Source organism: Streptomyces sp. NBC_00414, from assembly GCF_036038375.1.
In the GTDB taxonomy this organism is placed as follows: domain Bacteria; phylum Actinomycetota; class Actinomycetes; order Streptomycetales; family Streptomycetaceae; genus Streptomyces.
The window spans coordinates 539,056-562,689 of record NZ_CP107935.1 but is presented as its reverse complement, the minus strand read 5'-3'; the positions used below and the strand labels follow the sequence as shown (position 1 = coordinate 562,689).

General features: G+C 70.4%; 19 protein-coding genes. 11 read left to right on the top strand and 8 right to left on the bottom strand.

All coding sequences use genetic code 11. The features are described 5' to 3' along the window. Window positions 1–22 precede the first annotated feature (22 nt). Window positions 23–673 (bottom strand): TetR/AcrR family transcriptional regulator, encoded by a 651-nt coding sequence (locus tag OHS59_RS02460; protein WP_328491716.1) that lies wholly within the window; start codon window positions 671–673, stop codon window positions 23–25. Between the two features lie 76 nt (window positions 674–749). Here OHS59_RS02460 and OHS59_RS02455 point away from each other — a divergent pair, with 76 nt between their 5' ends. Then, complete coding sequence (locus tag OHS59_RS02455; protein WP_328491715.1) at window positions 750–1,445, top strand: alpha/beta hydrolase; 696 nt, start codon at window positions 750–752, stop codon at window positions 1,443–1,445. 230 nt (window positions 1,446–1,675) lie between these two features. On the opposite strand, the gene OHS59_RS02450 is transcribed toward OHS59_RS02455, so the two are convergent. Beyond that, on the bottom strand, window positions 1,676–4,960 hold the full coding sequence (locus OHS59_RS02450; RefSeq protein WP_328491714.1) for a GH92 family glycosyl hydrolase: 3,285 nt from the start codon (window positions 4,958–4,960) through the stop codon (window positions 1,676–1,678). Window positions 4,961–5,608: 648 nt separating this feature from the next. On the opposite strand from OHS59_RS02450, the gene OHS59_RS02445 reads away from it, so the two are divergent. Further along, window positions 5,609–6,262, top strand: coding sequence for a class I SAM-dependent methyltransferase (locus OHS59_RS02445; RefSeq protein WP_328491713.1), 654 nt, complete (start codon window positions 5,609–5,611; stop codon window positions 6,260–6,262). 209 nt (window positions 6,263–6,471) lie between these two features. After that, on the top strand, window positions 6,472–7,002 hold the full coding sequence (locus tag OHS59_RS02440; RefSeq protein WP_328491712.1) for a DinB family protein: 531 nt from the start codon (window positions 6,472–6,474) through the stop codon (window positions 7,000–7,002). Between the two features lie 136 nt (window positions 7,003–7,138). Here the strand turns inward: OHS59_RS02440 and OHS59_RS02435 are convergent, their stop codons facing one another. From OHS59_RS02435 to OHS59_RS02425, 3 genes are all read right to left on the bottom strand, one after another. After that, window positions 7,139–7,804, bottom strand: a complete 666-nt coding sequence (locus OHS59_RS02435; RefSeq protein WP_328491711.1) for an O-methyltransferase — start codon at window positions 7,802–7,804, stop codon at window positions 7,139–7,141. 196 nt (window positions 7,805–8,000) lie between these two features. Further along, window positions 8,001–8,894 carry an SDR family oxidoreductase gene (locus OHS59_RS02430; RefSeq protein WP_328491710.1) on the bottom strand — a complete coding sequence of 298 codons (894 nt, stop codon included), beginning with the start codon at window positions 8,892–8,894 and terminating at the stop codon, window positions 8,001–8,003. Window positions 8,895–9,096: 202 nt separating this feature from the next. Next, window positions 9,097–10,593 carry an MFS transporter gene (locus OHS59_RS02425; RefSeq protein ID WP_328491709.1) on the bottom strand — a complete coding sequence of 499 codons (1,497 nt, stop codon included), beginning with the start codon at window positions 10,591–10,593 and terminating at the stop codon, window positions 9,097–9,099. Between the two features lie 175 nt (window positions 10,594–10,768). Here OHS59_RS02425 and OHS59_RS02420 point away from each other — a divergent pair, with 175 nt between their 5' ends. From OHS59_RS02420 to OHS59_RS02410, 3 genes are all read left to right on the top strand, one after another. After that, window positions 10,769–11,347, top strand: coding sequence for a TetR/AcrR family transcriptional regulator (locus OHS59_RS02420; RefSeq protein ID WP_328491708.1), 579 nt, complete (start codon window positions 10,769–10,771; stop codon window positions 11,345–11,347). A 365-nt stretch (window positions 11,348–11,712) separates the two neighbouring features. After that, window positions 11,713–13,227 (top strand): family 43 glycosylhydrolase, encoded by a 1,515-nt coding sequence (locus OHS59_RS02415; protein ID WP_328491707.1) that lies wholly within the window; start codon window positions 11,713–11,715, stop codon window positions 13,225–13,227. A 90-nt stretch (window positions 13,228–13,317) separates the two neighbouring features. Further along, window positions 13,318–13,599 (top strand): hypothetical protein, encoded by a 282-nt coding sequence (locus OHS59_RS02410; RefSeq protein ID WP_328491706.1) that lies wholly within the window; start codon window positions 13,318–13,320, stop codon window positions 13,597–13,599. Between the two features lie 87 nt (window positions 13,600–13,686). Here the strand turns inward: OHS59_RS02410 and OHS59_RS02405 are convergent, their stop codons facing one another. Next, complete coding sequence (locus OHS59_RS02405) at window positions 13,687–16,695, bottom strand: nSTAND1 domain-containing NTPase (protein ID WP_328491705.1); 3,009 nt, start codon at window positions 16,693–16,695, stop codon at window positions 13,687–13,689. A gap of 290 nt (window positions 16,696–16,985) precedes the next feature. On the opposite strand from OHS59_RS02405, the gene OHS59_RS02400 reads away from it, so the two are divergent. Both OHS59_RS02400 and OHS59_RS02395 read left to right on the top strand, forming a co-directional pair. Then, complete coding sequence (locus OHS59_RS02400; protein ID WP_328491704.1) at window positions 16,986–18,182, top strand: DUF4185 domain-containing protein; 1,197 nt, start codon at window positions 16,986–16,988, stop codon at window positions 18,180–18,182. Window positions 18,183–18,235: 53 nt separating this feature from the next. Beyond that, window positions 18,236–18,769, top strand: coding sequence for an RNA polymerase sigma factor (locus OHS59_RS02395; protein WP_328491703.1), 534 nt, complete (start codon window positions 18,236–18,238; stop codon window positions 18,767–18,769). Between the two features lie 95 nt (window positions 18,770–18,864). On the opposite strand, the gene OHS59_RS02390 is transcribed toward OHS59_RS02395, so the two are convergent. Further along, window positions 18,865–19,731 carry an outer membrane protein assembly factor BamB family protein gene (locus OHS59_RS02390; protein WP_328491702.1) on the bottom strand — a complete coding sequence of 289 codons (867 nt, stop codon included), beginning with the start codon at window positions 19,729–19,731 and terminating at the stop codon, window positions 18,865–18,867. Between the two features lie 233 nt (window positions 19,732–19,964). Here OHS59_RS02390 and OHS59_RS02385 point away from each other — a divergent pair, with 233 nt between their 5' ends. Both OHS59_RS02385 and pgm read left to right on the top strand, forming a co-directional pair. After that, a complete protein-coding gene (locus OHS59_RS02385; protein ID WP_328491701.1) occupies window positions 19,965–20,594 on the top strand; it encodes a CHRD domain-containing protein in 630 nt (209 codons plus the stop codon). 171 nt (window positions 20,595–20,765) lie between these two features. Further along, window positions 20,766–22,406: a phosphoglucomutase (alpha-D-glucose-1,6-bisphosphate-dependent) gene (gene pgm, locus OHS59_RS02380; RefSeq protein ID WP_328491700.1), complete on the top strand. Its 1,641-nt coding sequence runs from the start codon at window positions 20,766–20,768 to the stop codon at window positions 22,404–22,406. A 65-nt stretch (window positions 22,407–22,471) separates the two neighbouring features. Here pgm and OHS59_RS02375 read toward each other — a convergent pair whose 3' ends face one another. Continuing rightward, window positions 22,472–22,786: a MarR family winged helix-turn-helix transcriptional regulator gene (locus OHS59_RS02375; protein WP_328491699.1), complete on the bottom strand. Its 315-nt coding sequence runs from the start codon at window positions 22,784–22,786 to the stop codon at window positions 22,472–22,474. 25 nt (window positions 22,787–22,811) lie between these two features. Here OHS59_RS02375 and OHS59_RS02370 point away from each other — a divergent pair, with 25 nt between their 5' ends. Next, a complete protein-coding gene (locus OHS59_RS02370) occupies window positions 22,812–23,174 on the top strand; it encodes a DoxX family protein (protein WP_328499018.1) in 363 nt (120 codons plus the stop codon). Window positions 23,175–23,634: the final 460 nt, after the last annotated feature.

The following is a 23,634-nucleotide window of genomic DNA, read 5'->3' as shown; positions in this document are numbered from 1 at the left end:
CTGTGATACTTGAAGCACATGATCAGACGCTTGGTGGTTTCCCGGGAAGGGGGGCCGCGTCGGGGCTGCTCGTGCTGTTGCCGGCGTGCCCCCGCGAGCGGTGGACGGTTGGGTGATCACCGCCGGCCAGGTGGTCGACTGAGCCGAGGAAGTCGCGGAACGCCTGGCCGGTGCGGGCGGTGTCACCGGTGGCGTCCAGGTCCATGAGGAGGCCACGGATGACGGCGAGAACGAGCGTCGCGAGATCCGGCCGGCCGATGCTGCGCAGGCCGTCCTCGAGCGGCTTGAGCCAGTCGGTTGTCGCGGTGCGCCGGAAGTCGGGCCACAACTGCTGCTCCGCACTCTCGCGCAGCCGGCCGAACATCCGCAGGTACGGCTGCCCGTCCGGGCCGGTGATGGAGGTCCAGGCGCGGCTCAGGGTGGCCGTGTACAACTCGTCGGGTCGCGCCCGCAGGAGGTCGCCGAAGGTGTCGAGCTGACGTTGCCGCGCGCGCCCGAGGACGGCCCGCAGGAGGTCGTCGCGGGTGCCGAAGTGATAGATCAGCATGCGGGCTGAGGTACCGGTGGCGGTGGCCAGCGGTTCGAGCCGGTCGGGGAGGCCGTGTGCCAGGGCGTGATCGGCGCAGGCGTCGAGCAGCCTCTCCTTGATGTGTGGTTGTGGCCGTCTGCCCATCGCCCTACTTTTTCACGTAACAGCCATTACGTCTATCGTCGACAGGGAGGCAGTCGAGGCCGACGTGGAGGTGGCGATGAGAGTTGTGTTCGTGCACGGGGCATGCGTGCGGGACGGGGCGTGGTGGTGGCACCGCACCGCTGAACTGTTGGAGGAGCGGGGTGTGTCGAGCGTGGCCCCGGCGCTGCCGAGCTGCGGCGAGGCGGGCCTGCCCGGCGGCGCCGGCGGTCCGGGGCTGCCCGAGGACGTCGCCGCGGTGCGGGAGGTGCTGCAGGCCGGGGACGAGCCGACCGTCGTGGTCGCCCACAGCTACGGCGGCATCGTCACCGCGGAAGCCGCCGCGGGAATCGACTCGGTACGCCACCTGCTGCTGGTCTCCAGCTACCTGCCCGAGGTCGGGCAGAGCCTGTCGGAGTTCGGGGACGGCGGTCCCGCCCCGTTCCTCGACGTGGACCCCGCCGCCGGTACCTTCGGGGTCCGGCCCGAGCTGCTCGTAACCACGTTCCTGCAGGACTGCGATCCCGGGGTGCAGGCACATGCGGCGGACCATCTCGCCCGGCAGAGCGTGCGGGTGACCGGGCAGCCGGTCGGGGCGGCCGCATGGCAGAAGGTGCCCTCGACGTACCTCGTGTGCGCCCAGGACCGTGGCACCCCGGCGCGCCTGCAACGCGAGTTCGCCCGCCGGGCCGGCAGCGTCGTCGAACTCGACGCCGGTCACCACCCGTTCCTGTCCCGGCCCGCTGCGGTCCGGGACCTGTTGCTGAGTCTGTGACGGCAGCCGCGGACGAACCGGACGGCGGTGTCCGCGGCCCGGCCGGGCTCCACCGCTCGGGCATGACGCGATGGATTCGGAAGAGTGTGAAGCCGCTGTCGTCGTTCGCGGTACCCCACACCAAGGTGGCAGCGTGACCGTCATGGTCACGCTGCCACCGACGCTCTCCCGATCCCGATCGAGAGGCGAGAGACGCGAGGCGCCACGCGCGAGTTACGAACGAACGGGTGCTACTTGAGCGTGATCGCGTAGACCTGCACCCGAGGATCGTTCTGCAGGCCGACAGACCGCACCGTCTTCGACGAGTCCAGGTCCGCCGAGGAACCGAACAGACGCACCGGTGGGCCGTCCACGCCCTGCCCGCGCTTGATCCGGTGCGGCATCTCCAGCGCCACGGTGCTGCCCTGCGGTGTCGATCCCGCCCAGTCGCCCACGGTGACCGGCACTTCGGCGGTGGTCCCGTCGGTGTAGCGGACGGTGAGCATGGTCGTCACCGGGCCGTGGTGCGACGCGGCGACGAGACGCAGCGCGCCGTACGACCCGGCCGGGAGCAGCATGGCCTGACCGCGCGCCTCGACGAAGTTCGCCGCCGTCCCGGACGGATCGGGAGCGTCGTAGGTCACGCCGTCCCAGACGACCGGACCCGCCGCGGGCAGCAGATCACCGTCGTAGCTCCACCCGCCTCCGTCGAAGTCGCCCGCGTCGGAGGCCGCGACGGTCGCGGTTCCGTCGTGGTTCGCCTCCTTGCCGAGCTCGACGGCACACTGCTCCTCGGTGTCCGCCGCGCAGCGGGCCGCGGCGCGCACCTCGATGGTCGCGACGCGTTCCACGCTCTTCACGCCCTTCGCGGTCGCCGTGATCCGCACGGTGTACGAACCCGGCGCGGTCCCGGCAGGCACGTTCACGTCCACCGCCGCGGTCCGCTGGACCGGAAGCCGGTGGGACGCGAGGGAGAAGGGCTCGGAGGTCTTCGCGGTCCAGCCGCTGGGAGCCTTCGCGCCGACGGTCACTCGCAGTGTGCCGGGGGACTGGCCCAGCACGTCCAGCTTGAGACGGACACTCTGCGCGCTGTCAGCCGTGGGCAGGACGTCGGAGCTGGTGCGGAGCGACGCGTCGAGGTGCCGGCGGGAATCGGCCGCCGCGCGGTTCACGGACGGCGGCTCGGCGCCCTTGCCCGTACCCCATGCCGACGGCTTGTCGCCCATCTCGAAGGAGAGGTTCCCTCCCTTGGCGACCGCGTCCCAGTCCAGCCAGGTCGCGCTCAGGTTCTTCCCGCCGAACTTCGCCCGCTTCACATAGCGTTGGGTGTCGCTCGTGCCCGGAGCCTTGACGGTCAGGGTGCCGCCCTGCTTCTTCCCGTACGCGCCGATGCGAATGACCGCCGACGGGAACTGCGGGCTGGAGACGGCGAGGAAGTCGCCGCCGTTCGTCGTCGGGTAGATGCCCAGGGACGAGAAGACGTACCAGGCCGACATGGTGCCCAGGTCGTCGTTACCGGTCATACCGTCGGGCCCGTCCGTGAAGAGCGTCATCGCGGCACGGACCACGGTGGCGGTCTTGGCGGGTGCGCCGGCCCACAAGTACATGTACGGGGAGTGCAGATCGGGCTCGTTGTTCGGGTTGTAGGTCGGCTTCCCGTAGTAGTCGTACGGTGCCGAGATCCAGTCCTCGCGGGCGGTCTTGGCGGGGTCGGCGAGGAGCTTGTCGTAGGCGAAGAAGGAGTCGAGCCGCTTCTCGGTCTCCCGCTTGCCGCCCATCAGGGAGACGAGCCCGGCCGGGTCCTGCGGGACCAGCCACTGGTACTGGTAGGCGCCGCCCTCATGGAACTGGTGGCCCGCCTCGACGGGATCGTACGGAGTCAGCCAGGTGCCGTCGGTCGTGCGCGGCCGGAACTGCTTGATGGAGGAGTCCCACAGGTTCCGGTACCACTGGCCGCGTGCCGCGAACACGCGGGCGTCCGCGGTGTGCCCAAGTCCCTTGGCCATCAGTGCCAGTGACGCGTCGGCCGCCGCGTACTCCATGGTCGCCGAAGCGGGATGACGGCAGTCGTTGTCGCCGCCCTTGTCCGGGCAGTCCTTCCCCGGTTCCAGCCCGCTGGGTATGTAACCGCGCTTCTGGTACTCGTCGACTCCCGCACGGCCGTTGTAGGGGGAGTCGTCCGGCGGCGTACTGAGGGCGTTCTTCCTGAGAAGTGCGTACGCTTCCTTCTCGTGGCCGGCCAGCAGGCCCTTGGACCATGCCTCGACGAGGAAGGGGGTCACCGGGTCGCCGGTCATAATGTTGGTCTCGCTGTTGGCGAGCGACCAGCGGGGCAGCCAGCCGCCGTCCCGTCCGATCGCGACGACCGACAACGCGACGTCACGGGCGACCTTCGGCTGCAGCATCTGGAGCAGCTGATTCTGGGGCCGGTGGGTGTCCCACAGTGACAGGTTCTGATACGGCGTGAACCCCGAGGCGACATGGGTCTTTCCGTCGAAGCCCGCGTAGCGGCCGTCGACGTCTCCGGCGAGGTTCGGGTGCAACTGCGCGTGATAGAGGGCCGAGTAGAAGGCGCGCCGCCGTTCGGTCGACCCACCGTCGATCTTGACGGCGGCGAGCTGCTGCTCCCAGGTCGTATGCGCCGCCGCGCGAGTGGCGTCGAAGTCGTACGAGTCGTCCGTCTCCGCCTTCAGGTTCTGCCGGGCGCCCTCGGCACCCGTGTAGGAGAGTCCCACCTTGACGACGACGTCACGATCGGTGCCGGCGTCGAAGGTCACCCAGCCGCCGTTCCCGCCCTCGCCGGCCGCGTCCCGCTCACCGGGGGTGGGAGTGCTGCCGCGCCAGGTGCCGTGCGAGGTGAACGGCCTGTCGAAGGTCGCCGTGAAGTAGATGGTGTGCTTGTCCTTGCCCGCACAGAAGTTGCCGGCCTCGACACGGCCCTCGACCGTCCGGTCGCCGACGACGTGTACCTCCGAGCCGAACACCTTCTGGTTGGCCCTGCCCGTGTTGAACAGGACGTTGGCGCGGTCGGTCGAGGGGAAGGTGTAGCGCTGCCATCCCGTGCGGGGGGTGGCGGTCAGCTCGGCGTCGATGCCGTACGTCTTCAACCCGACGCGGTAGTAGCCGGGTTCGGCGTCCTCGTCGTCGTGCGAGTAGGTCGAGCGGTAGGCATCGGGGTCGACGTTGTCGACCGCTCCGGTCGTCGGCATGATCGGCAGCTCGCCCATGACGGAGCAGCCGACGCCGGAGAGGTGGGTCTGGCTGAAGCCGAGGATCTTGTCCTGCTGGTAGTCGTAGCCGCCCTGGCCACCGGTGTCCGGACTGACCTGGACCATGCCGAAGGGGGCACTCGCGCCGGGAAAGGTGTTGCCGAAGTTCTGCGTGCCGATGAACGGGTTGACCAGGGAGGTGAGTTGGGGAGCGGCGGCGGGGCCCTGGGCGATGGCCGGAACCGGGACCAGGGCACCGCCGGCGACGAGCAGTGCGGCGAGGACGGTCGATGCGCGGTTACGCAATCGGTGGAGGGGTCTGTGCATGGAAGCGGTCTCCTGTTCCTCATCCGTCATGTGCGGGACGACATGAGAGGTGATTTCCGAGTGGCGGGCGGAGTGGCCACGTTCGATCGGTCACACGGGCGGGGCTCGGGCAGTTGAGGTCTGGCTGACGGGCCTGTGCGCAGGTGGTCGCCGTGTTCGCCGGGCATACGGCTCCTCCACGGCCCAGGCGAGCGAGACGGGTTCGCAGACGCCCGGCCGCGCACGCCTCCGCGTCGCCGGTGACAGCCCGTCGACGAAGACGTCGTCCGTGGGCGACCGGGCGAGGCGCTCGGGCGTCTACGTGTCTCATGCACGGGAGGGAGGCGGTGTGCAGGTCATCGCGGTGAGCCCCCTTCGCAGCGCAATCAGCGGCACCTGGCTGGATGGAAGCGGACTAGATCACGCGTCTGACATCGTTGTCAAGACTTCTGACACCGACCGGGAGGATGCCCGTCCCCGACGCGTCGATCTCCAGACTTGAGTCTTCGGCATCAGCCGCTGGTGGCAGCTGGGAGCTGCGGCCAGTGCCGTGCCCACGGTGATCACCGGGCCGGGTGTGACGGCTGGGCGTCGGCAGCGGTGGATGTCGTGCAGCTCGGCTGAAGGGCGTGCCGTGGTCTGTCGGTTGCCCGGTCTAGGGTCGCCCGCATGGCTGAGCCCTCCTTTCTGACCGCCGTCCGCGAGTCGTACGACACGGTCGCCGCCGATTACCTCGAACGCGTCCCGCATCCAGCCGAGTTGGACCCTTTGTCACGCGCGATGCTGGCGGGATTCGCCGAACTGGTGCGGACGGCCGGTCTGGGGGCGGTCGCGGACCTGGGGTGCGGCCCCGGCCGCGTGACGGCGCACCTGGCAGGGCTGGGCGTGTCCGTCCTCGGCGTCGATCTGTCGCCGAAGATGGTCGGGCTGGCCCGGCACGCCTATCCGGACCTGCGGTTCACCGAGGGCTCGATGACCGCGCTGGAGATGAGGGACGACGAGCTCGGCGGCATCCTGGCCTGGTACTCCACCCACCACACGCCCCCGCGGTGGCTACCGGACGTGTTCGCCGAATTCCACCGGACGCTCGCGCCCGGCGGCTACCTGCTCTGGGGAGACTACGTCGGCGATGAGCGGCTCCGGCCGACCCACAGCTATGGCCGTCCGGTGTCCTACGAGTCGTACCTCCTGCCCCTGGCCCGCATGGTCGACCTGCTGGAGCAGGCCGGACTCGTCGTCACCGCGAGACTGCAACAGGAGCCCGGCGTACGCGTGAACAGACCGCACGCCTGCCTCCTGGCCCGCAAGCCCGAAACGCCCTGACGGGGTGCGTTCCAGGGTTCCCGGGTGAGGCTGCTCAGCTGGGCCGCCGACGATCACAGGGTGGGCGGTCGGATCGCTGAGTTGGGAGCCGCGCCCCCGGCGGACGCCGGTTCGCCCAGGGCGCGATCGTCGGGAACGGTGCGGGGCGGGCGTGTTCGTCGTCGGCGAAGACGGTCGTGGGTCCCGGCCGCTGTCGCCAGGGTGGGGCCATGACTACGACACCGGATGGACGGCCCGTCCCGCCCGCGCATGCCGACGAGCGCACCATGTTGGAAGCCTGGCTGGACTTTCACCGCGCGACTCTCGTGCTGAAGTGTTCGGGTGTGAAGGACGAGCAGTTACGACTTGCCGCGGCGCCACCCTCGTCGATAACACTGCTCGGTCTCGTTCAGCACATGGCTGAAGTGGAGCGAAACTGGTTCCAGAGGGTATTCGCAGGTCAGGACGTGGCACCGGTCTTCGGCGAGAACAATCCCGACGGCTTTGCCCTGGATTCGGACCGCGGACTCGACGAGGCGACGGCTGCCTGGCAGGCGGAGGTCGCGCGCGGCCGTGAGGTGATCGCTGACGCGTCGTTGGATGACTCGGGACACCTGTCTGAAGAGGATGCGGGTCACGTCGGCGGCGATCAGGGAATCTCACTGCGCTGGATCATGGTGCATATGATCGAGGAGTACGCACGTCACAACGGCCACGCCGATCTCGTCCGCGAACAGATCGACGGAGTTACCGGCACTTGAGACGGACTTGCGCGGCTGGGAGGTGCCCCGCGAACGGCCACATCTCCTTCTTGCGGGGCATGCCCGTGGTCTGCCTCTGCCCGGCACGACGGGCTGAGGTCCCCTCCGGGCAGCCGAAGCTGTCCGGAGGGGGTGATCAGAGGCGGCAGCTGATTTCGAGGCCGTCCTCGACGGGGAACGTGACGCTGTGGTAGCCGTTGGCGGTGTCGCGGACGTGGTCGAGGTAGGGGCCGAGGTCCGGGAGGTCCACGTCGTCGGCGACGACAAGGGTGCCGGGTGCGATGTGCGGCTCAAGGAGCCGCAGGACGGGCAGGCAGAGATCCTTCCACCCGTCCAGGAACAAGAAGCCGACCGGCTGCCGGATCTCGGCGAGCGTCTCCAGGGCGTTGCCCTCCCACACGCTGATCACGTCGTCGAGGCCGGTGGCCGCGAAGGTCTCGCGGGCGGCGGCCGCCTTGGTCCGGCTCATCTCCGTGGTGATGACCTGGCCCGCGCCGTTGTCGCGCACGGCGGCGGCCAGGTGCAGGGTGGAGATGCCGTACGACGTGCCGAACTCGACGACATTGGTCGGCCTGGTGGCGCGGACGAGGTTGTAGAGGAGTCTGCCGCCGTCGGCGGAGACCGGCATGTAGATCTCCTGCGCCGCGTCGGCGAGTTGCTGAGCCGTCAGTGACTCCCGGTGGGAGGGCTGGAGGCTCCGCAGCCGTGCCGCGGTCTCATCGTCACGGGCGGCGGCTTCGAACATACGGGTCAGGGTGGCGGAAACACGTGGTTCCGCGAGGGTGTACGGATGCTTGGGCACGGTGCTGGCTCCTCCAGGCGGATCAGACGGACAGCGGATCAGTTAGACAGCGGATCAGACAGACACATGTGACAGGACAGACACATGTGACAGGTGGGAGTGGGGGGGCGGGGGAGGGAGGCGCTACGGTCCGTCCTCCCCCGCTCGGCCCGGTCGGACTTGGGCCGGCCGGACTCGGCCCGGCCGGGCCGTCTCGTCAGGGCGTGTAGGCACCCGCAGCAATGTCCGCGAGCAAGGGCAACCCGGTGGGCTCCCAGGAGAGAAGTTGCCTGGTCGCGTCGCTGGACGCGGTCATGGTGGAGGCGAAGAAGCTGCCGACGAAACCGAAATGGGCTCCGGCGTCCTGCGGGGCGACGGAGCTCACCGGCAGGCCGAGGCTGTGGCCGATCGCCTCGGCGATCGCTTTGGTCGTGACGGCCTCCTCGGCGACGGCGTGCAGGCGCGTCCCTGCGGGTGCCCGCTCCATGCCGAGGCGGATGAGCCGGGCCGCGTCGTCGCGGTGCACCGCCGACCAGGCAGCGGAGCCGTCGCCGACGTAACCGGAGACTCCCTGCTTGCGGGCAGCAGCGGTCAGGAAGTTGACGAACCCCCAGTCGCCGCGGCCGTGCACGCTCGGTGCGAACCGGGTGATCACGGTCCTCACGCCCTGGGCCACGTAGTCCAGGGCGAGGTTCTCGCTGCCGCCCCGGTTGGAGTCCGGGCCGACGGCCGGGGAGACGTCGTCCTCCGTGGCGGGCCGGCCCTCGACGAGGCCGGAGAGCGGCGCGGCGACAACGAACGGGCGGTCGGTGCCGGCCAGGACGTCGCCGAGGGTCCGGATCGCGGCGCGTTCCGAGCGGTCGGACTCGGCGGGGTTGCCCCAGTCGTGCTTGTTGGCCATGTGGATGACCGCGTCCGCCCGGGCGGCACCTCGCTGTAGCGAGGCGAGATCGTCCAGGTCGCCGCGGACGACGCCGACGCCCTTGGCCGCGAGAGCCTGCTCGGCCTGGTCGGATCGGGCCAGGCCGATGACCTGGTGGCCCACCGAGACGAGTTCGTCGACAACGGCGGATCCGATCCAACCGGTGGCTCCAGTGACAAATGCACGCATGAGCGTGACCTCCTTCGCCCTGAAAAGGGCATGCGAATGATGGAGATGGGAGATGGGAGATGGGAGATGGGAGATGGAAAGTGGGTCATGGGGAGGGAGGGGAGTGCCCTGACCGCGGCGTCTGCGTTGGCGCCGATACCGATACCGATACCGATACCGATACCGATGCCGATGCCGAGTCAGGTGGCGTGTGGCCCCGCTGCTACCGCGGGGCGGGCACGCCGGTCCGTTGGGTGCGGCGGCTGCCGGCGACGACGAGGGCCCCGGTCAGGAGTACGACGAGGGCCGCGGCCCGCAGCGCGGTGTTGGCGCCGTGGATGAACGCTTCGGTGACGGCGCCATGGTCGGCCGGAGCCAGCGTGAGCGCTTCCCGCACCGTCCGTGGGAGCGGCGTGTGCCGGCTCAGGTCGGCGGGCAGATGGCGTGTGAACCCGGCTGTGAGGATGGTGCCCACGACGGCCACCCCCAGAGCGCTGCCCAGTTCGCGGGTCGCGGACTGCAGGCCTCCGGCGACACCCGCCCTCTCCACGGGCAGGGCCGAAGCGATCTGAGCGGTCAGACAGGGCGCGGCCAGCATGATGCCTAGCCCGATGACGAACAGACCGGCCGCGTACACGGGGTAGGCCATGGTCGAGGCGTAGGAGAGGCCGAGCAGGCCGGAGCCGGTGAGGGCGAAGGCCGCGGAGAGCGTCGCGGGTATGCCGATGCGGTGGATGAGCCCGGGTACGTAGCGGGTGCCCAGCAGGAGCGGGACGGTCAGCGGGATGATCCCGAGCCCTGCCTGCAGGACGGAGAAGCCGCGCCCGTACTGCAGGAGTGAGGCGTTGACGTAGAAGAGTCCGAAGTTCCCGAAGAACGTGATGGTCATGCCCAGGCAGGCGCTGCTGAGGGCCGGATCGCGGAACAGCCGCGGGTCGAGCATGGGATGGGAGGCGCGCAGTTCGACACGCACCCACCACAGGCTCAGCAGGACGCTGCAGGCGAAGGCCGTGAGGACGACCGTGCTGCCCCAGCCCTGTTCGGGCCCTTCGATGATTGCGATCAGCAGTGCCACGACGGCTGCCACGGACAGCAGCGTGCCGGGCAGGTCGAGGGTGCGATCGAGGCGAACACCGCGTGGCGCGGACCGTGCGGCCCACGCCAGGCAGCAGGCCGCGATGAGGGCGACCGCCACGAACAGCGCGCGCCAGGAGCCGGTGCTCAGCACCGCGCCGCCTCCGACGTTGCCGACGACGCCGCCGATGCCGGTGGCCGCAGCCCAGACGGCCAGCGCGTGAGGGCGCCGCTCGGGGGCGGTCGCGTACAGCAGGATGCCCACGCAGTTGGGCAGGACGCACGCGGCGCCGAGGCCCGTGACGGCGCGCCCGACCAGCATGATCGCGACGTTCGGCGCCACGGCCGACACGACGGCGCCGAACGCGAATATGCCGAGCCCCGCCATGAGGACGCCCTTGCGGCCGAGCTTGTCCCCCGCCGCACCGGCAGGGATGACCAGGCAGGCGAAGATCACGACATAGGCGTCGACGATCCACAGCAGGTTCGACGAGGTCGGCCGCAGTGAACTCGCGGCCAGTTGCGGTACTGCCAGGTTGATCGCCGCGACGAATCCGACGACCAGGGCAGTGCACACACTCACGCAGGCGAGCACCGGGCCCGACCGCTGCGTCGGGCGTAGGGTGACTTCCAGTGTGGGAGCCATTGCTCTCGATTCCTTGGGGGATTGCGGGGTTGCGTCGCACGAAGCACGGCCGGACGACACCGCCCGGCAGGCTCGTCCCGGACAGGGCGAGGGAAAGCCGGGCACTCATTTACGAGTCACCGTGCACCGTTAACGTAACACATGCGAGACGCCGTGCCTCGTATACAGTGGCGGCATGGTGGATGGAAGCGGCCGCGGACGGCCCCGCAGTGAAAGCGCACGCGCCGCCGTGCTGCACGCCGTCGACGACCTCCTGGTCGAGGTCGGGTACGCGGCCCTGACGATGAAGGGCATCGCCGAGCGGGCGGGTGTGGGCCGTCAGACCGTGTACCGATGGTGGTCGAACAAGGCGGAGGTCCTATACGAGGCCAGCGCCATCGACGCCCGGCACGAGCTGTCCGTGTCCCTCGGCGACGACCCCCGCAAGGACCTCAAGGCGTACCTCGACGCCCTCGTCACCTTCTTGTCCCGCTCCGACGCGGGCACGGCCTACCGTGCCCTCATGGGGGAGGCGCAGCACGACGCGGACGTCGCCGCGCTGCTCGCCTCCCGCGACATCCTGGGCGAGAGCGCCGCGGAGGTGGTTGAGGCGGCGCGGAAGTCGAGCGGCACCACCCTCTCGCTCGAACAGGCGACGGCACTCCTGATCGGCCCGCCCTTCTTCCACATCCTGTCCGGGCGCAGCGCGGACGGCATCGACACCGAACTGCTCGCGGAGCAGTTCGTGCGCACCCTGAACCATCCGGGGGCGTGAGGCGCCTCCATTGCGCCGGGCGGGCAGGGCCCCGGATGCGGGCACCCGGTCAGATGTGACCGCTCGTCATGATCGTCGAGTCGGTCCAGGCGCGGTCTGTCCCTCATCTGATGGCGCGGGCCGCCCAGTTGATGTGCCCTCCAGAGACGACCCGGCCGCTGACGATCCGTGTGCAAAGGGTTTACAGCCCCCCTTGCAACGATGTAAACACCTGCTTGCAGCGATCTCACGAGCCACTTCTCGGCATCGAGTGCATCAAGCCATCAAGTACAGCGATCGCGTCAAGTGCATCAAGTACAGCGAGTGCAGCGAGTTCTGGACAACGTTGTCTGCCGCCGGCAGCCTCACCCCCCACGGAGGTTCTCGTGACTGTCCGATCGACCGGGTACGTCGCCAATTTCTGGGCCAAGTCCTGGGCCACGCTGCTGGTCGGCGGCCTCGTGGCGATGTTCTCGCCCTCGACCGCCGTCGCGGCGCCCGACTACCCGACCGCCGAGGCGGGCAACCCCTTCGTCGACGGCTGGTACGCGGACCCCGACGTCGCGGTCTACGACGGCAAGTACTGGGTCTATCCCACGGCGTCGAAGACCTACGCCGAGCAGACCTACCTCGACGCGTTCTCCTCCACCGACCTGGTGCACTGGACCAAGCACAGCAACGTCCTGAAGACGGCGGACGTCTCCTGGGCCAAGTACGCGGTCTGGGCCCCGGCGCCGGTCGAACGGAACGGCAAGTACTACCTGTACTTCGCCGCGAACGACATCCAGAACAACTCCGAGCTCGGCGGGATCGGCGTGGCCGTCGCCGACCGCCCCGAGGGCCCCTACAAGGACGCCCTCGGCAAGCCGCTGATCTCGCAGTTCCACAACGGGGCCCAGCCGATCGACCAGGACGTCTTCATCGACGACGACGGCCAGGCGTACATGTACTACGGCGGCTGGCACCACTCCAACGTCGTCAAGCTCAACCCGGACATGACCAGTCTGGGCACGTTCGACGACGGAACCACCTACAAGGAGATCACCCCCGAGAACTTCACCGAGGGCTCCTACATGTTCAAGCGCAACGGCAAGTACTACTTCATGTGGTCGGAGGGCGGCTGGACCGGCCCCGACTACTCGGTGTCGTACGCGATGTCCGACTCGCCGACCGGACCCTTCAGGAAGATCGACAAAGTACTCGCCCAGGATCCGGCGGTCGCCAAGGGCTCCGGCCACAACTCCGTCGTCAACGTGCCGGGCACCGACATCTGGTACATCGTCTACCACCGTCGTCCGCTCGGTGAGACCGACGGCAACCATCGCCAACTGGCCTACGACCGCCTGTACTTCAACGCTGACGGCACCATTCGGCGTGTCGCGATGCAGGTGAAGGACAACTTCGCCGACGACAACGCGCTGGGCTGGAAGACGTACGGCGGGACGTGGTCCGCCAGCGGCGGACGGTACCGGGTGGGGCGCGACCTGGGTGGCAAGGCGCTGCTCGACACGAACTTCGCCGACTTCACCTACGACGCCGACGTCAGCGTCACCTCGGGCGGCGGGGACGCGGGGCTGACGTTCAGGGTGAGCGGGCCGTCGGTCGGCTGGGACAGCTATGCGGGCTACTACGCGGGCATCAGCCCGAGCGGCAAGGTGGTCCTCGGCCGGGCGAACGGCTCCTGGACCGAGCTGGCGAGTGCCCGCACGGCCGTCAGCTCCGGCTCGACCTACCGGATGCGAGTCACCGCCGTCGGCTCCTCGATCAAGGTGTACGTCGGCGACATGACGACACCCAAGATCTCCGTCAGTGACGGCACCTACCGCAGCGGCGCGAACGGCGTGCGGGTCTTCGACACCGCGGCCAGCTTCGACAATGTGGCCGTCGCGCCCGCAGGGTGACGCACGTCACATCGCTCTGGGTCATACGGGAGAGGCGCCCGGGACGTGTGAAGGATGCAATGCCGCCTATACCAGTAGGAGTTGGTACAAATGCGCAAGCGTTTCGCATCCGGTCTGCTCACCGCCGCCGTCCTCGCGGGAACCCTGGGCCTCGGAACCACCCAGGCGACAGCCCTCTCCGCCGAGACTCCCCGGCAGGTCGCCGCCGGGGCGCAGGCGATGGCCGCTCCGCCCGGCTGGATCCTGCGCGACAAGTACTGGACGCGCGGGGGCTGCCTGGAGGCCGGGCAGGACGGGGTCCAGCGGCGGCACTGGGACGAGTTCCAGTGCGCCAACGGCGACCTCAAGTGGGTGCTGTGGACCAACCGCTGACCGGCGGTCGGCCGGCAGCCGAGTGAGCGGTGACCGAGCGGTGACCGCGGGCGGGCCCGGTGCTTCGGCGCCGGGCCCGCCCCCGTTTCACGTGCCCTCGGCGCAGGGCGGCAGGTACTCCAGTCCCGGAAAGTGGTGGGACCACCGGGCCCGGCCGATCACCCCCTGCACCCGTGCGCAGGCGTCGACGAGCGCGGAGGACAGGTCGGTGTTCCAGACGTGGGCCGTACGGTCGACGCCCGCCGTGACCAGCGCGCCGCGTGCCGCGAGATGGCGTACGACGGTGACCGCGCCCGCCGGACTGGTCAGCTGGGCCAGCAGATGTGGGTGGGAGGGGTCGCTCACGTCCCACTGCTGTACCGCCCCGTCCTCCGCGGCCGTGACGACCGTCCGTCCGTCGGGTGCGAAGGTCACGCTGTTCACCACGTCGATATGGCCGGTGAGCTGTGCCAGAGGACGCGGGCGGCGGGGGTCGGTCACGTCCCACAGGCGTGCCGTGCGGTCGTCGCTTCCGGTGACGAGCGTGCGGCCGTCGGGACTGTAGGCGAGGGTGTCGACGAAGTTGCGGTGGGCCTCGAAGCCGCAGATCAGGGTGACATGGTCCGGGTCGGTGACGTCCCACAGACGTACGGTCCGGTCGTCGGAGCCCGAGGCGAGCACGCGGCCGTCCGGGCTGAAGGCCACCGGTTTGACGTTGCGGGAGTGGCCGGTCAGTTCGGACCTCAAGCGGGGGCGGCCCGGGTCGGCGACGTTCCACAGGCGGACGGTGCCGTCGTAGCTGCCGGTGGCGGCCAGCCGGCCGCCCGGTCCGACAGCGAGGGCGTAGACGAAGTCGCGATGCCCCGTCGCGGTCCGCGACACGAACTCGGGGTCTCGGGGATCACTGGTGTCCCACACATGGATCACGGGCTCGGCGCCGATGCCCAGGAGAGTGCGGCCACCGGGGCCGAAGACCAGCGAGTGGGCGTGGTCGACGAGGCCGCCGACGGAGGACAGCCGGACCGGCCGCCGCGGGTCCCGCATGTCCCAGAGCACGATCCTGCGCCGGGAGTCGGAGGTCGCGAGAGTACGGCCGTCGGGGGTGACCGCCAGGGCGTGCACCGCCGGGGAGGGGCCGTCCGGCCCGGGCGCGTCCTTCGGATCCGAGCGGTCGGCCAGCCGGACGGTCAGCGCGCTGAGCAGACCGTCCCGGGTGCCCGCGGCCGGTGCCAGCCGGTACGCGGCCAGGGCGACCTGCACCGCCAGGGACCGGTCACGGGTACGCAGGTCCACCGAGGCGTCGGCCGCCTGGAGGGCCAGGGCGTGGTTGCGCTGTGCGGTGATCGTCAGACGGGCGTCGAGCGCGAGGCCGACGGCGGTGACCGCGCAGACCAGCAGCACCACGAGCGCCGCGACCAGTCGCCGCAGCCGGCGCACCCGGCGGCGCACCCGCAGGGCCTGCTCCCGCTCGGCGTCCTCGCCTGCGTCGAGGAAGGCGCGTTCCGGGGCGGTCAGCGCATCCCTCGGCAGTTCCCTCGCGACGGCCAGACGGAGGCCGCGGTAGAGCGTGTCGGGATCGCGGTCCAGCGACTCCCAGAGGGCGGTGGCCTCGGTGAGCCTGCGCTGGAGCCGTAACCGGTCCCGGTCCTCGTGCAGCCAGTGCCCGAGGCGGGGCCAGCAGCCGATCAGGACCTCGTGGGTGAGCTCGACGTGGTCCCGGTCGACGGTCAACAGACGCGCCCGGGTGGCCTGTTCGAGGACGAACCCCGAGTCGGGGCCGGCGTCGAGCTCGGTGCGGGGCACGCGGCGCCGGGTGTCCTCGGTGCCCTCACCGAGGGCGACGAGCCGGAGGAAGAGCCGCCGGGCGAGCTCCTGCTGGCTGTCGCTCAGACGCGTGTGGAACTCCTCCGCGGTCTGGGCGAGGGCGCCCTCGAACCCGCCGGCCGCCCGGAACCCGGCGAGGGTGAGGGCGTTGCCACGCCGGCGGTGCCAGGTCTCCAGGAGGGCGTGGGAGAGCAGGGGCAACGCACCCGGCCGGCCTTGCGCGTCGGCGGTGAGCGTGGTGACGAGGGCGCCCTCGACGGTCAGCCCGCCACGCGCGGCGGGCCGGACGATCGCCGCGCGCAGCTCGTCGGTGGTCATGGGACCGACCGGGACATGAGCCTCGGCCAGCCTCTCGACGAGGTCCGGGTACTGCGCACAGTGCGTGTAGAAGTCGGACCGTACGGCGAGGACCACACGGCAGCGGCTTTCCGGGACCTGCGCGACGTGCAGCAGCGAGGCGATGAAGGCATCCCTCTCCCCGGGGCTCGCGCACAGGGTGAACACCTCCTCGAACTGGTCCACGACGAGGAGGAGTTCGCCCTCGGGGTCCGGTGGGAGGGGTGGGTTCGGGAGGGGTGGATCCGTCCGGCGTGATGAATCCGCCCCGTGCGGATGCGATGAGTCCGTCGAACGCGGGGGACTTACGAGGACCTGACGCAGGGTCCGGTGGAGATTGCGGGGGTCGGCCGTGAGGTCGGCGACGAGCGCTCCAGCAGGTGTACGGGTGCGGGCCGCGAGGTGGATCGCGCATTCCTCCAGTGGGTGCGCGCCCGGAGTCATCAACAGGACCGGCCGGCCGGGGAACCGGGGTAACAGACCGGCGCGCAGGACCGAGGACTTTCCGGAACCCGAAGGACCGAACAGCACGAGCATCCTCTTCTCGGCGAGATGCCCGACCAGGCGGCCGGTGAGCTTCTCGCGGCCGAAGAACGCGTCGGCGTCCGCCTGCTGGAAGGCGGCCAGACCGACGTAGGGCGCGGACGCCGCCAAGGGCCGGGAGCCGGGTGACTCCTCCTCGGCCGGCGTGGCGCAGTCGGCTGCCGTCCTGCGCCAGATCCGCTCCCATTCCCGCTCGTCGCCGCCGCAGGCGCGGACATAGGCGAGCGTCACCGCCAGCGTTGGCAACTGGCGGCCGCCCGCCGCGCCGGAGAGCGCCGCGATCGAGTAGTGGGCGCGCTCCGCGAGGATCCGATAAGTGGGGCCGCCCGCCTCCTCGCGCAGCTTCCGCAGTTTTCCCGCGAATTCCGGCAGCGGGCCGCCCGCCGCGTCCAGGGGCCGTTCTCCTCGTGGCACGCGCGCCCGTCCTCCCAGGTCACCGCATTGTTCAGCATGCGTTTGTTCAGTTCCGGCGCGCCGATCGTGAACAACGCGCCGCCGCTACAAACGGTGCATCAGGTTTCGCGGCAGGCACCTGAGAAGCCGTCGAAGACCAGCAGAAAAGAGGAACCGCGACGAAAGACAGAAGTTGACGAACGGCCCCCGGCCCCACTCCCACGACCCCACGACCTCCCGCCCCACAGGACCTCACGCCCTGCGCCCCTCCACCACCCACGCACCGATCACCCACGCACCCAGGAGTACTCATGCACGACGGCGTATCCGACGGCAGCCCCCACACCCCCGACTCCCCCCACACCCCTCGGACGGCAGTGCCCCGTCCGGTGCACCTGAGCCGGGCCACGTTCCTCAGAGCCAGCACCGTGGGCGCGGCCGACCTCGCCGGCGCCTCCCTGCTAGGCCGGAGCGCGTACGCGACGGAGCCGGGGCCCGCAACGGGTCGGCCGCGCCCGGTCTACGGAACCGGACCCCTCCAGGTCACCAAGGTCGCCGATCTCACCGGCCCGGGCATCACCACACGGTTCCGGATGGAGGCCACCGACCTGGGTGTGCCGGTCCGGGTGCCCGACGGCAGGCTGATGTTCGTGTTCGGCGACACCTTCGAGGAGGGCCGGGTCGGCGGCGGCTGGTGGCGCTCGCCCACGGCGCTCTACGGGCGCTTCGGCGGGCCGGGCGGCCGGGTGGTCTGGACGGGGGCCGTCGGTGGACGGCACGCCCGCCAGCTGTGGCCGTACGACCACGACGGCCCCGAGTACACCACCGTGCTGCCGTCCGACGCGATCACCATCGGCGGCACCGTGTACCTGCACGTCATGGTGAACAAAGGGCTCGGGAACGTGGTGCGCACCGAGATCTGGCGCTCGGACGACTCGGGGTCGAGCTGGACCCGTACCGGCGCGGTGTTCCCGCCGGGGCTGCACGGCGGCATGTTCCAGCTCCTCACCTGGGCTCTCGGCGAGGACGGGTATGTCTACGTGCTGTCGACGGGCTTCCAGCGCGACAAGCCGGTCATCCTGCACCGGGTCCGCGCGTCCCGGCTGACGGACCCGGCCGCGTACGAGCCGTGGGGGTACTCCGGCGGCGGCTGGGCGTGGGGCAACCCGCCCGCGCCCGTCCTCGACGGTCGGTTCGGCGAGATGTGCCTGCGCCCGCTCGGCGGCCGGTGGGTGCTGACCTGGTTCGACCAGGGCGGCTACCGCATCGACGGTCTCGTGGCCGACCACCCGGCGGCGGACCTGCGCGGCGCCCACCGCCGCACGCTGCTGTGGGGGACCGAGTGGGGCAAGGAGGACGACACCCACGTGGCCCAGCTGTACGGCGGTTATGTCGTCCCGGGGTCCACGCTCGACGACCTCCACCTCGCGGTGAGCCAGTGGAACACCGCGAAGGGCTGGCCCTACCGGGTCATGCAGTTCCGCGTCCGGGGCCTGGGACCCGTCTGACCCACACCCCGGCAGCCACCGTAGCCCCACGACCAGCAGGAGAGTCACCGGACATGAGCACACCGATCCCGGCCGGCACCGCGCGCACGGACGAGGGTTTCGACGCGGCGTTCAGCGAACTGCTGCCCCGCCTGTACCGGAGGTCCTCGCAGCTGACGGGCGGCAGCACGCAGGCCGCCGAGGACGCCGTTCACGACACCTATCTCAAACTGTCCGCCCGCCCGCGGGCCTTCCTGGACCATCCGGAGCCGTACGCCTACGCGTTCCGCGCGCTGCTCAGTGTCATCCGCGACCGCGGGCGGCGCGAGCGCAGGCTCGTACCGACGGCCGAGGTCGACCCGTCCGGTGCCGCGGGGTGGGACGGCGGAGTGGAGCGGCGGGCGGCGGAGCTGGACGTGCTGGAACTCCTGACGGAGCTGACCCCGAGGCAGGCGGGATCGGTGATCCTGGTGGACCTCGACGGGCACACCCTGGACCAGGCGGCCCGCATCCTCGGGGTGCACCGCGGGACGGTCGCCCGCAGCCGGTCCCGCGCCCTGGACCGCCTCCGCAACCGGATCCAGGAACGGGCGCGGCGGGAGGGGTAGACGCCGGAGCGGTCGACGTCCGCCGGGGCAAGGGGTGGCCGCCCTGCCCCGGCGGCCACCCCACCGCTCACTGTCCGTGCGTCACTGCCCGCACGTCACTGCCCGTACGCGACCAGCAGGTCGGTGGCCGGAACCACCACCAGCCCGCCGCCCGCACCGAGACCGGTCAGCGGCTCGGACACGTTGTGCTCGTCGGGCTCGTTGATCGGCGCGCCGACGTCGGTGGACCAGACGGACTGGCCGGTGGCGCCGTTGAGCGCCCACAGCCGACCGCTGAGCGAGCCGACGTAGACGTAGCCGTTGACGACGATCGGCGCCGTGCTGATCCGGCCGTCGCCCTCGAACTTCCAGCGGGTGGCCAGAGTGCGGCTGTGCCGCTCCTGAAGGACACCGTCGTCGACGAAGTAGCCCTGCCGGCCGTCGAAGGCCGGCGCGGGCGACCAGTTCGCGGCCTCGTAGGTGCCGCGTACCGCACCGTCGGTGGCGTCGAGGACCGTGGGGGTCATCCCGGCATCGTCGCGAACCCAGACACCGCCGTCGGCGACAACGGGGGTACGGCCCCCGCCGCCGGAGCACTCCGTGTCGTGGTGCCAGATCGGGTCGCCCGACTCGGGACCGAAGGCATACGTCTGCTCGCAGGCGTACGAGACGTAGACCCCGTTGGCCGTGACGGCGGGCGAGCTGTTGTCCCCGTTCGCGACCGACCGGGTCCAGAGCACCGCACCGCTGGCAGCGTCCACCGCGTACAAGGTGCCGCCCGAGCCGGCGCCGCCCGTGTACACCACGCCGGCGGCGAAGGTGGGCGGCGAGGTGAAGGAGTACTGCCCAGGCAGCTCGACGGTCCAGATCTTCTTCCCGGTGGCCGGGTCGAACGCGGTCAGCACGCCGTCGTGGTTCTGGGCGTAGAGCCGGCCGCTTCCGCAGGCGAGCGCGGACCACCAGTAGCTGCCACCCAGGTCCACCGGCTCCGAGATCCCAACCGCTGGTCGTTTTCCGGGAGTTGGGGATCTTGCCCGCTGGGCGTGGTGTCCGGGTCGCGTTGCGAGTGATCGGGAGTCGTCTCAGGAATGTCTCAGGCCTGTCATCGGGTGAGGCGTGCCGTCGGGGCAGTTCGTGTTGTGGGTGACGGACCACGCGACAGCCGTGGTCGCAGCACTTGAAAGGCATAACTCTCATGAAGAGCAAGCGTTTTGGGATGATCGCCGTATCCGCCGTCGCCGGTGCGCTTCTGCTGACCGCCTGCAACGGCGAGGACGCCGCGACCAGCGCCGGCGCCGAGGCGGGCAGCGGGCACGCGTCTTCCGGTACGGAGCACGCCGGCGCCGAGGGCGGAGGTGCGCAGGGCGTGGGCCGGTGGGAGAAGAACAAGGGGGACGCGGCCTTCTTCGGCTCGGTCCTCACCGGTGCCGACGAGGTCCCGGTCGAGGGCGGTCCGGCGGTGGGGGACAAGGACGGGCACGCGCTGGCCCTGATGCGGATCCAGGGAGACCAGGTCTCCTACGCGTTCACCTTCACCGGAATCCAGACGCCGACCCTGGGCCACCTCCACAAGGGCGTCAAGGGTGTCAACGGCGATGTGAAGATCCCGTTCTTCACGAAGAAGCTGGAGGACGGCAAGAAGTTCGTCTACGGCACGGTCACCGTGGCTGACAAGGACTTGCTGGAAGGCATCAAGGCCAATCCCGGGAACTGGTACTTCAACATCCACACCGGCGAGTTCCCCGGCGGCGCCGTGCGCGGCCAGGGCTACAAGCTCCCTTCCGGCGTGCACGTCCCCGACACCATGAACGAGGACACCCTCACCGCCGTCCTCCAGGACAAGTAGCAAGCAGGGGGACGCCAAGCAGACGGACGTCGAACAGACGGTGCGAGGGCCCGGCACTCCGAGAAGGCAGCCGGGCCCTCACCGGCACGCCCCGCGCGGTGTGCGTTCCCGCAGGCCGGGCAGGGGAGAATGAGCCGGTACCCAACGGTCGACCTTGCGGAGGAGCGGGACATGCAGGACGCGCGAGCAGGGCAGGTCGCAGGACCCGGGGATCTCGTCGACGTGGCACGCCTGGTCACGGCGTACTACGCGCTGCACCCCGACCCGGCCGAGCCCGGGCAGCGGGTGGCGTTCGGCACCTCGGGACACCGCGGCTCGTCCCTCACGACGGCGTTCAACGAGGACCACATCGCGGCCACCAGCCAGGCCATCTGCGAGTACCGCAGCGCGCAGGGCACCGACGGCCCTCTCTTCCTGGGCGCCGACACCCACGCCCTGTCCGAGCCCGCGCGGGTCACGGCACTGGAGGTGTTCGCCGCCAACGACGTGAGCGTCCTCATCGACCAGGCCGACGGCTACACGCCCACCCCGGCTGTCTCGCACGCCATCCTCACCCACAACCTGGGCCGCACCTCCGGCCTCGCCGACGGTGTGGTGGTCACCCCCTCGCACAACCCGCCCGCCGACGGCGGCTTCAAGTACAACCCCCCGAACGGCGGACCGGCCGGCTCCGAGGCGACCTCCTGGATCCAGGACCGCGCCAACGAGATCATCACCGCGGGCATGAAGGACGTACGGCGCATCCCCTACACCCGCGCCCTGGCCGCGCCCGGCACCGGGCGCCACGACTTCCTGGGCACGTACGTGGCAGACCTGCCGAACGTGCTGGACCTGGACGCGATCCGGTCCGCCGGCGTACGGATCGGCGCCGATCCGCTGGGCGGCGCCTCGGTCGCCTACTGGGGCCGGATCGCCGAACAGCACCGGCTCGATCTGACGGTGGTCAACCCCCTCGCCGACCCCACCTGGCGTTTCATGACGCTCGACTGGGACGGCAAGATCCGGATGGACTGCTCCTCGCCGTACGCCATGGCCTCGCTCATCGAGCAGCGCGACCGGTTCGACATCGCCACCGGCAACGACGCCGACGCGGACCGGCACGGCATCGTCACCCCTGACGGCGGCCTGCTGAACCCCAATCACTACCTGGCCGTGGCGATCTCCTACCTGTTCTCGCACCGCAAGGAGTGGCCCGCCGAGGCCGGGATCGGCAAGACCCTGGTGTCGTCCGGCATGATCGACCGGGTCGCGGCGGACGTCGGCCGGAAACTGGTCGAAGTCCCGGTCGGATTCAAGTGGTTCGTGGACGGCCTGTCCGACGGGACGCTCGGCTTCGGCGGCGAGGAATCGGCGGGAGCGTCGTTCCTGCGCCGCGACGGCTCGGTGTGGACCACCGACAAGGACGGCATCATCCTGGCCCTGCTCGCCTCCGAGATCACGGCCGTCACCGGCAAGACGCCCTCGCAGCACTACGCGCAGCTCACCGACCGTTTCGGTGCCCCCGCCTACGCGCGCATCGACGCCCCGGCCTCCCGCGAGGAGAAGGCGCTGCTCGCGAAGCTGTCGCCGCGTCAGGTCACCGCCGACACCCTGGCGGGCGAGCCGGTCACCTCGGTCCTCACCGAGGCCCCCGGCAACGGCGCCGCCCTCGGCGGGGTCAAGGTCTCCACCGCCAACGCCTGGTTCGCGGCCCGCCCTTCGGGCACCGAGGACGTCTACAAGATCTACGCGGAGTCCTTCAGCGGGCCGGAGCACCTGCGGCAGATCCAGGAGGAGGCCAGGTCCATGGTGCTCGCGGCCCTGAACACCTGACACCCGCCGCGTAACTCCTCGTCTTCAGGGCCGCCCAAGCGCCCTGGAGCACGGTGGTGTGTCGGTCAGAAGGGGTGGGTTCCCGGGCGCGGGCCGTCCGGGTCCACGGCGCGCAGCACCCGCGCGCCGATCTCGCGCAGCTGTTTCGCCTGCGTCCTGGTCATCGGGTCGAAGACCAGACGGCGGACCTCGGCGACGTGGCCCGGCGCCGTTTCGACGATCTTGTCCCGGCCCTCGTCGGTGAGGATCGCGAGCGTGTAGCGGCCGTCGGTCGGGTCCGGCGTGCGGCGTACCCAGCCGCGCTTCTCCAGGCGGCCGACGGCCTGCGAGAGGCGGGGGAGCGAGCCCTCGGAGAGCAGGGCCGGCACGCTCGTCCGCAACCCGCGCTCCGGGGCCTCGGACAGGCTGGCGAGGACAGCCGGGCTGCTCGCTGCCGTGTTCCTGTTCTCCGGCGCGACGAAACTGCCGCAGTCACGGGAGCAGTTGATCGCTTCCGGCCTTGGCCTGTACGAGGGCCGGCCGCCCGGGGTGATCAAGGCGCTCGGCGTCCTTGAGGTGCTGGCCGCGATCGGACTGATCCTCCCGGTGGCGACCGGCGTCGCCCCGATCCTGGTGCCGCTCGCCGCGACAGGTCTGGTGGTCACGATGGCCGGCGCGATGGTGGTGCACGCGCGGCGCCGCGAGTTCTCGTACATGGCGCTGAACCTGGTGCTGTTCATCCCAGCCGCGCTGGTGGCCTGGGCGCGGTTCGTGCCGCGCGCCTTCTGACGCGCACCTCGGCCCCGCCATGGACCTCAAGGCGCGTACCCGCGTACACGCCGGGGGAGTGCGCCCCGCGTGCTCCGGGCGGGATTCGGCCGAAGTTGGTGGCTTACCGGCCCGGTGTCCGAAGGGACGGGGAGCCGGTCGCCGGGCACGGCGGCGAACGCCCCAAGCGTTCGGGTCGGCTTCGAATGGGGTGTTCCGCTTTTTTACGCCCACGCTTGCGGGACTCTCTCGGGCAATCTCTGCGCAGGTGGGAGGAGTTGCGGCCCGTGTGTGCTCAAGGGGAATTTCAGGTTCTGCACAATCGGCTGTTTAGCCATCTGCTTCCGGGGCACGCGTGGTGGCGGTGAAGCAAGCCAGGACCATGGTCGATGGGTTTAGTTCTGGCTGTTCGGAGACAATGCGAGATGGCTAGCCGGTATACCCTCCATTCAACTGCAGGGGGTTGCCCTCGATTGACCCA

What these genes read in the sequence shown, in the direction of transcription:
- OHS59_RS02460 (WP_328491716.1), bottom strand. Translation starts at nt 673, where the DNA reads ATGGGCAGACGGCCACAACCACACATCAAGGAGAGGCTGCTCGACGCC.
- OHS59_RS02455 (WP_328491715.1), top strand. Translation starts at nt 750, where the DNA reads ATGAGAGTTGTGTTCGTGCACGGGGCATGCGTGCGGGACGGGGCGTGG.
- OHS59_RS02450 (WP_328491714.1), bottom strand. Translation starts at nt 4,960, where the DNA reads ATGCACAGACCCCTCCACCGATTGCGTAACCGCGCATCGACCGTCCTC.
- OHS59_RS02445 (WP_328491713.1), top strand. Translation starts at nt 5,609, where the DNA reads ATGGCTGAGCCCTCCTTTCTGACCGCCGTCCGCGAGTCGTACGACACG.
- OHS59_RS02440 (WP_328491712.1), top strand. Translation starts at nt 6,472, where the DNA reads ATGACTACGACACCGGATGGACGGCCCGTCCCGCCCGCGCATGCCGAC.
- OHS59_RS02430 (WP_328491710.1), bottom strand. Translation starts at nt 8,894, where the DNA reads ATGCGTGCATTTGTCACTGGAGCCACCGGTTGGATCGGATCCGCCGTT.
- OHS59_RS02425 (WP_328491709.1), bottom strand. Translation starts at nt 10,593, where the DNA reads ATGGCTCCCACACTGGAAGTCACCCTACGCCCGACGCAGCGGTCGGGC.
- OHS59_RS02420 (WP_328491708.1), top strand. Translation starts at nt 10,769, where the DNA reads ATGGTGGATGGAAGCGGCCGCGGACGGCCCCGCAGTGAAAGCGCACGC.
- OHS59_RS02410 (WP_328491706.1), top strand. Translation starts at nt 13,318, where the DNA reads ATGCGCAAGCGTTTCGCATCCGGTCTGCTCACCGCCGCCGTCCTCGCG.
- OHS59_RS02400 (WP_328491704.1), top strand. Translation starts at nt 16,986, where the DNA reads ATGCACGACGGCGTATCCGACGGCAGCCCCCACACCCCCGACTCCCCC.
- OHS59_RS02395 (WP_328491703.1), top strand. Translation starts at nt 18,236, where the DNA reads ATGAGCACACCGATCCCGGCCGGCACCGCGCGCACGGACGAGGGTTTC.
- OHS59_RS02385 (WP_328491701.1), top strand. Translation starts at nt 19,965, where the DNA reads ATGATCGCCGTATCCGCCGTCGCCGGTGCGCTTCTGCTGACCGCCTGC.
- pgm (WP_328491700.1), top strand. Translation starts at nt 20,766, where the DNA reads ATGCAGGACGCGCGAGCAGGGCAGGTCGCAGGACCCGGGGATCTCGTC.